Here is a 13728-nt window from a genome sequence, read left to right as displayed (position 1 = left end):
CCTAGCCTTTTATTTTATAGGTCGTCTTCTATTATCGCTGATTTTGAGTATGCTGTTACTTTTGCTTCGAAGAAGTCGGTCTTTAGTAGGTTGATGTCTGCGTATTGGGTTACCCATTTCATGGATTCTACTTCTTTGTCATAACCTTCGTAAAGTGGCTCAAAGCCTAAGTTGGTTGCTCTTAGGTTGCCTAGATACTTGATATAATCTTCAACCATCTTGCTGGTTAGTCCTTGGATATCATCGCCGATTACATACTTACCCCAGGCGATTTCTTCTTCAACTCCGTATTTTAGAAGTGCTCTATACTCTTCTACCTTTTCTTCTGTGAAGAGTTCTGGTTGTTCTTTCTTAAGATCTAGAATTATACTTCTAAATAACCATAGATGTGTGTTTTCGTCCCTGTTTATATATCTGATTTCTTGAACTGTTCCAGGCATCTTTCCGTTTCTTCCAAGATTGTAGAAGAACATAAATCCTGAATAGAAATAAATTCCTTCTAATATATAGTTGGCGATTAGAGCATGCATTAGGTTGCCCTTGGTCTTGTCATTTAAAAATCCTGCGTATTGGTCTGTGATATATTTATTTCTTTCAAGCAAGGTTTTGTCATTTATATATTGGTATAGTATTTCCGTTCTTTCTTCCGGTGAGCATATGGTGTCAAGAATATATGAATAGGATTGAGAATGGATTGATTCTTGGAATGACTGGATTGAAAGACATAGATTTATTTCATTTGCTGTAATATACGCTTGTAGGTTTGGAAGTTGTGCAGTTTGGATACTGTCAAGATATATTAGAAATGATAGGATTTTGTCAAATGCTCTCTTCTCTGCTTCGTCCAAAATTTTATAATCTAACACGTCCTGAGAAAGATTGATTTCTTCAGGAATCCAGAAATTGTTCATGGCTTGTCTGTACCAGTCGCTGGTCCATTTGTACTTAATATTGTTAAAGTCATTTAAGTTTGTGGTGTTACCATTTATTATGGTTCTCTTTTGTAGGTCTATGTCTCCGTTTTCGTTGAATAGACCTCTTTTTTTAAGTTCTTCCATTTTTCCTCCTTATGCTTGACATACTTCGCATTCGTCTACTTCTAGGGACTTACTTCTCACATAGTATAGTGATTTTAGTCCTTCTTCCATGGCTCTTATATATAGATTTAGAATCTGTCTCATGGTAAAGTCGCTGGTGATGTAGAGGTTTACAGATTGACCTTGGTCGATGTGGCGTCCCCTTACTCCAGTTGCCTTTATGATTAGAGATTGATCGATTTCGTGGGCTTGTTCATATAACCAGAAGGTGCGAGTGTTTAGATCCGGTGCAACACGCGGGATGATCGCTCCCTTCTTTTCTTCTAGGAAGAATCTCTTCATAACAGGGTCAACTGCAGCGGTGGTACCTGCGATTATGGATGTGGATCCAGTAGGTGCAACCGCCATAATATATCCGTTTCTCATTCCGTGTTCGTGGATGCTTGCCCTTAGGTCTTCCCATTCTTTGCCGTGGTAGCCTCTAAGTTCGAAGTAGTCTCCATTGTCCCAATCGGAACCTTTGAAGTATTCGTAAGCTCCCTTTTCTTTTGCGATTTCGTTTGACGCTTTTACTGCGTAGTAATTTAATTTTTCGTACACTCTATCTGCAAATTCCAAATGTTCTTCTTCATCTGAAAATGCGATTCCTTCTTTTATAAGTGCGTGGTGGTAACCAGAAGTTCCAAGACCTATTGCCCTGTACTTGCTATTGGTGATCTTTGCGTAAGGAAGTGGATAGTAGTTTAAATCGATTACATTGTCCAGTCCCCTAACCGCTGTGGAAACCACGTACTCAACTTCTTCGTCGTCTTCTAAGTTTATATTTGAGATTACAAGAGATGCCAAGTTACATACTACAAAATCTCCAGGTTTTGTCTTTGTAACTACCACTGTATCTCCTTCTTCTGTTTCGATTTCTTGGGAAACAGTCTCGATGGCGCTCATATTTTGCATAATTTCTGTGCAAAGGTTGGATGAATAGATCATGCCCTTGTGTTTGTTCGGATTCATTTTATTTACCGCATCTCTAAAGAATGCAAATGGAGTTCCAGTTTCAGTTAGAGATTTGATGATAAGTCTAACCATGTCCTTTACAGAGATTACTCTCTTGGAAATATTTGCGTCGTGGACACATTCGTAGTATTTCTTTTCAAATTCGTCGCCGTAGTAATCTTCTAGGCAGTAGCCCTTCTTCACCATGATTTCATGTGGGTCAAACATGTACCAATCAGCATCTATATTATTCTTCGCAAGTCTGAAGAATAGATCTGGATAAGAAACTGCTGGGAAGATGTCGTGGGCTTTCATTCTGTCGTCCCCGTTGTTGGTTCTGATTTGTAAAAATTCTGGAAGGTCCTTGTGCCATGCGTCTAAATACACTGCGCAGGATCCTTGTCTAACTCCCAGTTGATCAACTGCAACTGCGGTGTCGTTTACAAGTCTTAGCCATCTTATAACTCCGCCGGCAACTCCTTTGAAACCTCTGATATCTGAACCGGATGCTCTCACCTTTCCAAAGTATAGTCCCATTCCTCCACCGTGTTTAGAAACTTGGGCGAAGTTGTCGATACTTCTGTATATTCCTTCAAGGGTATCCGGAACTGTGTCAATAAAGCAGGATGAAAGTTGGTAGAATGGTTTACGAGCGTTGTTCATAGTTGGTGTAGCTACAGTTACTTGAAGTTTTGAAAGCACTGTGTAGATACGAGTTGCCCACTCTACTTTGTTCTTTCCTTCTGGAAGTGCAAGATGCATCGCAATTCCCATGAACATTTCCTGTGGACGCTCCAAAACTTTCATGTCGTGGCTACGAACGAGGTATCTCTTTACAAGAAGATCTAGGGATGAATAGGTAAGAAGTTTGTCCCTTTCAGGTACGAGTTCTTTTTCCAATTTATCTATATCTTCCTTGGTATAATTTTCAAGGATGTACTTTCCGTAGAGGTTCATCTCCGTAAGATTTTTAATCTTTTCGTAGAGAGTATCTATGCCTTTGTAATTTTCGTTTATCTTGATTTCTAAATCGTATCTATAGAATCTAGATGCGATATATTCCCAATCGGGAGCTTCCTTGGTAGTAAGTTCTGATGCAGCTCTTATAAGCATGGCCCTTGAATCATCTTGACTCATGTCCTTTTTGCAGAAGGAGCTGAATTTGTGGAAGAGGGATTCGATTGGATAGAGTTCCCTTGAATAATCGTTTCTCACATCTCTTATTATAGAAACGAGGGTGTCGTCTTCTAAATATTCGTTGAAGCCTCGGAGCACCTGTCTGTCCTTTGAGTGGGCAGCCCTATAGGTGATGTAGGATTTAACTACGTCGATCTCCTTTTCTTCGATGAGTTCAAGCTCTACTAAGTCTTGAATCTGTTCAACGGTTGGAATGGTATCCTTGTAGAGATCTTCTACTTTATAAACGATCTTATCTGTAATGCTATCTATATATGAATCCTCGAAGGGCTTCATAATACCGATATAGGATTTTTTGATGGCTGTAGAAATCTTTTCTCTGTCGAAATCCACAACCCTTCCATCTCTTTTTCTTATATTCATAGTTCACCTTTTTCTAAAATATTCCTACATATAATCTTATCATAAATAAACTTATCCTACTGATATATTTGCATCTTATTTTTGATAATTATTATAAATCGTGATAGAATTATCTTCAAAATTATGGGTAAATTTTAAAATTTAGCTACATGATGTATAATATATCTGAGGTGAAATATGAAAGAAACAATAGCTGCAATATCCACTGCCACTGGTGAAGCTGGCATTGGAATAGTGAGAATGAGTGGTGAAGACTCAGTAGAAATAGCAGACAAAGTATTTCGTCACATAGGACAGAAAAATCTCACTGAGATTAAGAATAGAATGATGAGCTACGGCCATATAATAGATGAAAATGGAAAAGTTATAGATGAGGTCCTAATCGTTAAGATGATGGCGCCTAACACATATACGAGAGAAAACATGGTGGAGATTTACACCCACGGGGGAATCATCTCCGTAAGGCGTGTTTTAAATCTTCTTCTTGACAATGGAGCGAGAATCGCAGAAGCTGGAGAGTTTACCAAGAGGGCATTTTTAAATGGAAGACTTGACCTCTCTCAAGCAGAGGCTGTAATAGACATCATAAAGGCGAAGACCGATGAGTCCTTTGACCAAAGCATAAAGCAACTGGAAGGTTCTCTAACTGGAATCATCACAGAAATATCAGACGAAGTTACCAAGATGATGGGAATTATAATCGCAAACATAGACTTCCCTGAAGACGACGTGGAAGAGTACCAATACGAAACCCTTTTAAAGGATGCGAACAAGGTAAAGGAAAATATAAATACTCTAATAGAAGGTTCAAATAGAGGTAGACTTCTTCGGGACGGAATAAACACCGTTATCCTCGGCAAGCCAAACGTAGGTAAATCTTCTCTACTAAATGCGATGCTTAGGTATGAAAAGGCAATCGTAACAGATATTCCTGGAACCACTAGGGATATAATAGAAGACTATGTAAATTTGGACGGGATACTTCTAAAGATTACGGACACAGCAGGGATAAGAGAGACAGAGGACAAGGTGGAAGCCATAGGAGTTAGACGTGCGGTTAAATCCATAGAAGGAGCGGACCTTATAATTGCAATCTTTGACGGAAGCGAAAAGTTCGACGAAAACGACGAGGAAATCTTAAAACTTCTAGAGGGCAAGAAGAGCATAGTACTTGTAAATAAGGCGGACCTTGAAAGTAAAAACTCAGAAGATGAACTTAAATCTTTCTTTGGAAATAGAGATTATATGAATGTTTCCATAAAGAAAGGCACCATCTTAGATATTGAAAACAAGATAAAAGACATGTTTTTCAGTGGAAATCTAAAGGCGAAGGAAGAATTCTACATCAACAATCTTCGCCATGTAAGAGCCCTAAAAGAAGCGACCAAGTTTATAGATTCAGCCATAGAAGGTCTAGAGACGAGAGAGTTCTTAGACTGCATAGAAGTTGATTTAAGGGGCGCCCTAGACGAACTTGGAAATATAACTGGAGAAACCACCACAGAAGATATACTGGACAAGGTATTTTCGGAATTTTGTATAGGAAAGTAGGAATAAAATAGAAGATGGCAGAAATTAAAAATTATATTGGAGGAGAGTACGATGTCATCGTAGTAGGTGCAGGTCATGCAGGTACAGAATCTGCCCTAGCTGCAGCACGAATGGGAAGAAAAACTCTTCTTCTAACCATGAATTTAGATTCAATAGTAGCCATGAGTTGTAACCCAAACGTCGGCGGCACTGGAAAAGGACATCTAGTTAGAGAAATCGACGCATTGGGCGGAGAAATGGCGAGAAACATAGACAGGACATTTATCCAATCAAGAATGCTAAACCTTTCAAAAGGCCCAGCGGTACATTCCCTAAGAGCCCAAGCGGACAAAAGAAGGTACCACGATGAAATGAAAAAAGTAATCGAGAAGACCGAGAACCTAGACCTTAGACAGTCAGAAGTAGTAAAAATCCTTCTTGAAGATTCAAAAGTCGTGGGTGTCCTTACAAAGACTGGGGCAATTTATAAAGCGAAGGCTGTAGTAGTTGCAACGGGCACATATCTACGAGGCAGAATCTTTATGGGAGAAGTAAATTATAGTTCCGGTCCTGATGGCATGAAACCATCCCTAGATCTTTCAGAATCCCTAAAGGATATGGGTCTAGAACTTATCAGAATGAAGACGGGAACTCCAGCGAGGATGCTCCGTTCTACCATAGATTTTTCCAAGATGGAAGTCCAACCAGGAGACGAAAGAGTCGTTCCATTCTCCTTTGATAATATTGACAAGGATATGTCTAAGGACCAAGTAAATTGCTACCTCACCTACACCACAGAAAAATGTCACGACATCATAAGAGAAAATATAATGAGATCCGCAATGTATCTTGGAGATATCGAAGGCACAGGACCGAGGTATTGCCCTTCCATCGAAGACAAGGTAATGAGATTCAAAGATAGAACCTCCCACCAAGTATTTATAGAACCAGAAGGACTTAGCACAGAAGAGATGTACATCCAAGGAGTGTCCAGTTCCCTACCGGAAGAAGTGCAAATAGATATCTACAAAAATATCATCGGACTAGAAAATGCAAAGATCATGAGATCAGCATATGCAATCGAGTACGATGCCATCGATGCAACAGTAATCGATAGATCATTGGAACACATGGATATCTCTGGACTATTCTTTGCAGGACAGATCAATGGATCCTCAGGCTACGAAGAAGCAGCAGCCCAAGGATTAATGGCAGGCATCAACGCAGCGTTAAAAGTAGAAGGAAAAGAACCACTTATCCTCGAAAGATCCGACGCATATATAGGAGTATTGATCGACGATCTTGTAACCAAAGGCACAAGAGAGCCATATAGAATGATGACAGCAAGAGCAGAATACAGACTTACACTAAGACAGGACAACGCAGACATGAGGCTCACCCAAATGGGATACGACATAGGACTTGTGACGGAAGAAAAATACGAAAGATACCTATATAGAAAAGAAAATATAGAAAATGAATTAAAGAGAATAAAAGAAATAAAGATAAATCCAACGGCGGAAAACAATGAAATACTAGAAAGACTTGGCACCACGCCGATAAAGAACACACAAAGTCTAGAAGAACTCATCCGTAGACCAGAACTAGGCTACGATGCGGTTAAAGAACTGGACCCAGAAAGACCAGAACTAAGACGAGATATAATAGAACAGGTAGAAATCGAAATCAAGTACAGTGGATATATAAAGAAGCAAAACATTCAAATCTCCCAATTTAAAAAACTTGAGAAGAGATACCTTGAAAAAGATCTAAACTACGAAGAAGTACAAGGACTTAGAAATGAAGCAAGGGAAAAACTTACAAAGATTCGTCCAGAAAGCATCGGACAAGCTGCGAGAATCACAGGCGTGTCCCCTGCTGATATCAACGTGCTTCTAATATATTTAGAAAGAAAAAGACGTGAGAAAAATGACTAGGCTAGAAGAACTATTAAAAGAATTTGAAATAGAATTTGATAGTGAAAAAAATAACAAACTACAAAAATATAAAGAAATTTTACTTGAGTGGAATAGTTTTATGAACCTAACCGCCATCACCGATGACGAAGAGATAGACGTGAAGCATTTCTTAGATTGCCTCACCATCTTCAAGACCGGAGAGCTTGACGGGAAAAAATCTGTAATAGACGTAGGCACTGGCGCAGGATTCCCAGGGATCCCGATGGCGATAAAAAATCCGGACCTTGAAGTTACACTTCTCGACTCGTTGAACAAAAGGATAAATTTTCTCAATAAAGTCGTAGAAGAAACTGATTTGAAAAACGTCACGACTTACCACGGTAGAGCGGAAGAGTTTGCGAGAAAAAAAGAATTCCGAGATGCTTTCGATGTGTCAGTATCAAGAGCTGTGGCGAATATGGCGACTCTTACTGAGTACACTCTGCCCTACGTAAAGCCTGGCGGAGTTATGATTGCAATGAAGGGTTCTGAGTACAAAGAGGAATTAAAAGAAGCAGAAAATGCAATCAAAGTCTTGGGAGGAGAAATAAAAAACGTAATGGAGATTACCCTTCCAGATGGAATCCTCCACTCACTAATCGTGGTTGAAAAAGTAAAACCAACCCCGAAGAAATATCCGAGATCTGGCGGCAAACCAAAATCAAAACCACTGTAGTGGAGATAATTAAATATAAAAAGAGAAAGACTTCCAATAGGAAGTCTTTTTTTAATGCTATCCGGATAGCATGAACAACAAAATAAAACCAAATGCTATCCGGATAGCATGAAACATAAATCATCAATACTTAACCTCACCAAGGTTATACCCATTCGACTCGCTACGCTCGCTCAGGGTGACTGTCTTCATTAACAAAAAAAATGCTATCCGGATAGCAAGTCCCTCTCTCTGGTCATCCCGAGCGAAGTCGAGGGATCTAACTATAGTGAGGAAAATAAAAAAAAGCTCTACGTGTAGCAAGAAACAAAAATAAAACAAATGCTCTAAACAGAGCGCGAACCTCACAACTGCAGTCACCCTGAGCGGAAGAGCCGAAGGCTCTGAAGTCGAACGGGTATAACCTCCGAAGAGAAAGTCTTCCCAACTGAAATTAATCAGATAAATTAAAACTAAATGCTATCCGGATAGCATGAGCAACAAAATAAAAGTAAATGCTATCCAGATGGCATGAACAATAAAAATAAAAGTAAATGCTATCAGCAGACTGTATCTGCCAATCGGCTACGCCTCTTGGAAACAGGTTGCATCACACCTACTAAGACTCACTACGTTCTCCAAGTTAGGTGTAGACGTATAGCACGAACAATAAAATAAAAGTAAATGCTATCCGGATAGCATGGAACATAAATCATTAGTGATATTACTGAATTAGTTTCTCTACGGCGAAAAATTCCATAACTTTAAAAATTAATCTACCAACTGCAGTCACCCTGAGCGGAAGAGCCGTAGGCTCTGGAGTCGAACGGGTATAACATCTGTAGAGCAAGTACTCCCAACTGAACTTCATCAGATAAAATAAAACTAAATGCTATCCAGATAGCATGAACAATAAATTAAAACTAAATGCTATCCGGATAGCAAGACCCTCTCTCTGGTCATCCCGAGCGAAGTCGAGGGATCTAACTATAGTGAGGAAAATAAAAAAAGCTCTACGTGTAGCATGAAACAAAAATAAAACAAATGCTCTAAACAGAGCGCGAACTTCCTAACTGCAGTCACCCTGAGCGGAAGAGCCGAAGGCTCTGAAGTCGAACGGGTATAACCTCCGAAGAGAAAGTCTTCCCAACTGAACTTCATTAAATAAAATAAAAATAAATGCTATCCAGATAGCACGAACAATAAAAATAAAAGTAAATGCTATCCAGATAGCGCGAACAACAAAATAAAACTAAATGCTATCCGGATAGCATGGAACATAAAACATCAATACTTGACCTCACCAAGGTTATACCCATTCGAAGCCCTAGCCGAAATCTTTGATTTCGTAGCAGGTCTTGTGCAAAGAGTTCCAAAGAAGCCGAATGAAATGAAGGCTGATTTGTAGAACTCGACTGCCTCTCAGGGTGACTGTATTCATAAATTAAAACTAAATGCTATCTGGATAGCATCATACTTATTTATCAAATTTAACCTTATACTTGTACTTCTTACTATTAATTTTTAATCCTCCCTGTTTTTTGACCCCTATTTTTATTCGTTTTCTATTAATTATTTTAAAAAATTTTCTTAATATTACTTTCATGCTATCCGGATAGCATTTAAAATTAAAATATAAATTTTTAATTTATTCTTTAATTAATCTTTAAATGATTTTGATTTTAATCTATAATAGTATTATAAAGATAAATTAAGTAAATTATAGATAAAAGAACATATGTTCGAGGTGAATATGGCAAAAGTTATTTCAATTTTCAACCAAAAAGGCGGGGTAGGCAAGACTACTTCTGTTATCAATTTGGCTGCTGGTCTTGGTCGCCTTAAACAAAAGGTCCTAATCATTGATATGGATCCTCAAGGTAACGCCACTTCCGGCATTGGTTTAAATAAAGAGCAAGATAAAATTATATATGACCTACTAATTAATGGGGATTTAGATGTTATAAAACCTACTGAATCTAAGAATGTAGATATCATTCCTTCTAATCAAGAGCTATCTGGAATCGATCTAGAGCTTGCAAATACAGAGTGGCATTACAGACTTAGAGATCAGGTTAATAAAATAAAAGACGACTATGATTATATTTTAATCGATAGTCCTCCTAGCCTAAGCGTCTTATCTATTATGACACTTATTGCTAGCGATAGTATCATTATTCCTGTTCAAACGGAATATTATGCCCTTGAAGGGGTTAGTCAGCTTATAGAATCTATCGATTTTATAAAGGAAAATTTCAATCCGGATTTAAAAATCCTTGGGGTCCTTCTAACGATGTATGACGGGAGAAACAAACTTTCTAAACAGGTTGTTGAGGAAGTGAGAGGATTCTTTAAGGACCTTGTGTTTAACACAACTATTCCTAGAAATGTCCGTCTTGCTGAGTCTCCTGGTTATGGCATGGATATTTTTAAATACGATAGAATTAGTGCTGGCGCTTTTTCATACAAGAAATTTGCGAGGGAGGTGCTTAAGAAATGAGTTATAAGAAGCGTGGGCTCGGTCGTGGTTTCTCAAACTTTTTAAGCAAGGAACAACAGGAAGAGATCACTTCTGAGTTTATGAATGATTCTGATTTAAATAAAGATAGTTCAAATAAATCAAATGAAAAAAATATAATAGAAGAAAAAAATAATTCTGGCGAGAGGATAAAATCTACTTTGGTAGGAAATTCTATAATTACCGAAAAGACCACTCCGCTTATTTCTGAAGATAATTTGAATGATGTGAACAACACTCACGATCCAAATAACTTCGGTCTTAAAAATATTGCTGTGGAGCTTATCACTGCAAACCCGGACCAACCTCGTAAGTATTTCGACGAAGATATACTTAGGGAGCTTTCTAAGAGTATTGAAGAGCTTGGAGTTTTGCAACCGCTTATGGTTCGTCCAATGGGCAATAGATACTTTTTAATCGCCGGTGAAAGAAGGCTTCGCGCCTCTATTATGGCTGGTCTAAAAGAAGTTCCTTGTATCGTTGCAGATGTAAGTGACTTTGAAGCGGACAAGATTTCCATCATCGAAAACGTGCAAAGGGAGGACTTAAGTCCCATTGAAGAGGCGAGGGCTTATAGAAATCTAATTGAAAACTATGGAATGTTTCAAGATGAAGTTGGGGATATCCTCGGTAAGAGTAGACAGTTTATCGGAAATAGAATTAGACTTCTAAAGCTTCCAGAAGAGGTTCAAAATATGATAGAAGCCGGAGAGCTAACCTATTCCCATGGTCAAATTCTTTTGTCCCTTGAAAATGAAGAAGACATGTTAAGGGAAGCAAATAGGATTAAAAATGATAGCATTACCGTGACTACCATGAGGAGAAAGAGACCGAGAAGGAGAAAAGAAGTAGTAAGGGACAAGTATCTCGACGCCCTTCTTGAAAAAATGAGCTCTCATCTCGGCACGAAAATTGACTCAAAAGGCACAGGAGCTGTGAAAAAACTAGAAATCGAATACTACAGTGACGAAGATCTAGAAAGAATAGCTTCTATTATAATGGGAGGGGATTTGGATTGACTAAGGAACTTATAACCTACATTGTAAATGCCTTTACAAATAGCGCCTTTAACGGCAATGCAACCGGAGTTGTCATAGATTCTGTTGGCTTAACAGACGATGAAATGTCAAAGATTGCAAAAGATCTAAAACAACACGAGACTGTCTTTGTAAAGAAGATGGATGTAAATAGGTACTCCACCAGATTTTTCACAGACAAAGGTGAGATAGATCTCTGTGGTCATGCGACCATCGCCACATTCTACGCCCTTGCAAAGGAAGAGTACATCATACCCATCGACAGGGGTACTGTGGACATCATCCAACATTCCCGCTTAGGTAAGATTCCTGTAAAAATTGAATACAAGAACGAAGAAGTGTTGGGAATAAGCGTGTTTCTAGAAGGTAGAGAGCTTGAAACATCTGTAACCAAGGAAGAAATGGCAAAAGTGCTTGGAATTTCTAAAGAGGACATAGATTTAGAAAATAAAGACCTACCAATTAAGAAACTTACATCTGGGATTTGCGACATCGTTGTGCCGGTAAAAGATAGAGAAACCCTAAGCAAAATTAGTTTAAACTATGATCTAGCAAATGAAATTGTAAAGAGAGAAGATGCACTATCGATCCTTGCATTTACAACTGGTGACTATGAAAGAGTATATTCACGTACATTTTCACCAGGACTGGGAATAGAAGAAGAGCCTGCATCAGGGACATCAGCCCTTGCAACACTAAAATACCTAAGGGACCTAGGACTTTCAAAGGATGTAATTGAATCGGTGCAAGGCGTAAGTTTCGGGAGAATAGGGTACGCAACAGCAGAATATATAGAAGAAAGTGATAAAATCAAAGTAACAGGAGAAGGATTTGTATTTTTGACGGGAGTGCTAAAGATATGACAGGAAGAGAATTAAGGCGTCTAAAAACAAAGAGAAAGAGAAGATTTACCCTCCTCGTTTTAATCCTACTAGGACTATTTTTCACAGGAAAGTTCATCTCCAATGCAAATAGACTAATAAAGATTAAGACCAACGAAATCTCCTACATGGAATTTATAAAATTTAAAGAAGACACACTGAATAAGACATCAACACCGAAAATTATCAGGAAGATGGCATCAGCAGTAGAATCCATAAAGGGTAAACCATCTACAAAAGACGCATCAGATACAGGAACAATAAATGTTTTAAACATATATTTCAAAGACAACACAAAGATTGAAATACTTAGGAAAAATTCCTTTGTTTCAATAGATGGAGTCTGGTACAAGATCCAAGGCTCCTCAGCAAATAAATTCGACAGACTATTTGAAGAGTACAGTGAATAGGAGGAAAAATTGAAAATTTTATCGGCAGGACCTACATCCATATCCAAAGAAGTAATGGCAGAAATGGGCAAGATCCACACAAATCCGGACCTAGATCCAAACTACACACAGTTTCACAGAAATGTAGAAAAGAAAATTGCAAAGATACTAAACACAGAACAGACCACATTTCTAATGCTAGGAGAAGCGATAATGGGCCTGGAAGCAGCAGTAATAAACATAGTAAATAGAGGCGACAGAGTGCTCGTTCTTCACAACGGATACTTCGGCAAGGGGTTTTCCGAATACGTGGAAAATGTAGGAGCAACTCCAGTAGAATTGAAATTTGACTACAGAAGGGGCATCGATGTAGAAAAACTAAAAGAATACTTAGAAAAGGATAGCGACTTCAAAGCAGCGACCTTCGTTCATTGCGAAACACCATTTGGAATCACAAATGACATCGAAAAGATAGGAAAACTACTAAACAGCTACAATATTTTATCCATCGTCGACTCAGTAAGCGGCATCGGAGGAGAATATATAGACTTCGACGAATTTAAAATAGACGTGCTAATCGGAGGATCACAAAAGGTCCTATCAGCACCGACAGGACTTACCACAATTACACTATCAGAAAGAGCAAAAGATGAAATCGCGAAGAAAAAAGTAGCATCTTACTACCTAAACTTCAAGAACTTCTACGATTACAAAGACGCAGCCTTCGCATTTCCATACACCATGAACGAAAACCTAGTACATGCAATGGATGTGGCGGTGGACAAAGTACTATCAAGAGATACGGTAGCCCTACACAGAAAATATGCAGAAGCAACGAGAATCGCAGTAGAAAAAGCAGGACTAGAACTATATGCCAAAGATTATTTCGCAAACACAGTAACAACAGTCCTCCTACCAGAAGGATTTGACGCACTTAAACTTCTAGAAAAGATGAGAGAAAGAGGAATCATCATCTCCGGAGGAATGGCGGACATCCTTCACAGTGCATTTAGAATCGGACACATGGGCAATAATATCGATTTTGACGACTTCAAAGAAATGTTTAGAAACCTAGACGAAGTACTAAAAGAAATGAAAGTGCCTATGAAAGGAATTCTAGAAGAAGAATTTGTAAAAGCAATAGAAAAATAAAAAATAAAAGATATATAA

At 38.5% G+C, this 13728-nt stretch carries 10 protein-coding genes; 8 read left to right on the top strand and 2 right to left on the bottom strand.

Annotation, left to right across the window (positions count from 1 at the left end; genetic code table 11):
• Window positions 1-14: 14 nt before the first annotated feature.
• A complete protein-coding gene (locus HMPREF1252_RS08830) occupies window positions 15-1058 on the bottom strand; it encodes a ribonucleotide-diphosphate reductase subunit beta (RefSeq protein WP_008901220.1) in 1044 nt (347 codons plus the stop codon).
• 9 nt (window positions 1059-1067) lie between these two features.
• On the bottom strand, window positions 1068-3590 hold the full coding sequence (locus HMPREF1252_RS08825; protein WP_023060300.1) for a ribonucleoside-diphosphate reductase subunit alpha: 2523 nt from the start codon (window positions 3588-3590) through the stop codon (window positions 1068-1070).
• Between the two features lie 177 nt (window positions 3591-3767).
• On the opposite strand from HMPREF1252_RS08825, the gene mnmE reads away from it, so the two are divergent.
• From mnmE to HMPREF1252_RS08785, 8 genes are all read left to right on the top strand, one after another.
• The gene (mnmE, locus tag HMPREF1252_RS08820) at window positions 3768-5141 is read left to right on the top strand and encodes a tRNA uridine-5-carboxymethylaminomethyl(34) synthesis GTPase MnmE (RefSeq protein WP_023060327.1); all 1374 of its coding nucleotides are present in this window, start codon (window positions 3768-3770) and stop codon (window positions 5139-5141) included.
• A 14-nt stretch (window positions 5142-5155) separates the two neighbouring features.
• Entirely contained in the window at window positions 5156-7057 is a 1902-nt protein-coding gene (gene mnmG / locus HMPREF1252_RS08815) for a tRNA uridine-5-carboxymethylaminomethyl(34) synthesis enzyme MnmG (protein WP_023060344.1), read from the top strand.
• On the top strand, window positions 7050-7754 hold the full coding sequence (gene rsmG, locus HMPREF1252_RS08810) for a 16S rRNA (guanine(527)-N(7))-methyltransferase RsmG (protein WP_023060318.1): 705 nt from the start codon (window positions 7050-7052) through the stop codon (window positions 7752-7754). The genes mnmG and rsmG overlap by 8 nt, the downstream gene beginning before the upstream one ends.
• Before the next feature lie 1732 nt (window positions 7755-9486).
• Window positions 9487-10233: a ParA family protein gene (locus HMPREF1252_RS08805; protein ID WP_023060342.1), complete on the top strand. Its 747-nt coding sequence runs from the start codon at window positions 9487-9489 to the stop codon at window positions 10231-10233.
• Entirely contained in the window at window positions 10230-11270 is a 1041-nt protein-coding gene (locus HMPREF1252_RS08800) for a ParB/RepB/Spo0J family partition protein (RefSeq protein WP_023060292.1), read from the top strand. Before HMPREF1252_RS08805 ends, HMPREF1252_RS08800 begins: the two co-directional genes overlap by 4 nt.
• Window positions 11267-12151 carry a PhzF family phenazine biosynthesis protein gene (locus HMPREF1252_RS08795; RefSeq protein WP_023060351.1) on the top strand — a complete coding sequence of 295 codons (885 nt, stop codon included), beginning with the start codon at window positions 11267-11269 and terminating at the stop codon, window positions 12149-12151. Before HMPREF1252_RS08800 ends, HMPREF1252_RS08795 begins: the two co-directional genes overlap by 4 nt.
• Window positions 12148-12579 (top strand): hypothetical protein, encoded by a 432-nt coding sequence (locus HMPREF1252_RS08790; protein ID WP_008901230.1) that lies wholly within the window; start codon window positions 12148-12150, stop codon window positions 12577-12579. The genes HMPREF1252_RS08795 and HMPREF1252_RS08790 overlap by 4 nt, the downstream gene beginning before the upstream one ends.
• A 9-nt stretch (window positions 12580-12588) precedes the next feature.
• On the top strand, window positions 12589-13710 hold the full coding sequence (locus HMPREF1252_RS08785) for an alanine--glyoxylate aminotransferase family protein (RefSeq protein WP_023060276.1): 1122 nt from the start codon (window positions 12589-12591) through the stop codon (window positions 13708-13710).
• The last annotated feature ends 18 nt before the right edge of the window (window positions 13711-13728 follow it).

This window comes from Peptoniphilus sp. BV3AC2 (genome assembly GCF_000478945.1).
Lineage (GTDB): Bacteria > Bacillota > Clostridia > Tissierellales > Peptoniphilaceae > Peptoniphilus_B > Peptoniphilus_B duerdenii.
This window is presented reverse-complemented; position numbering and strand designations above follow the sequence as displayed.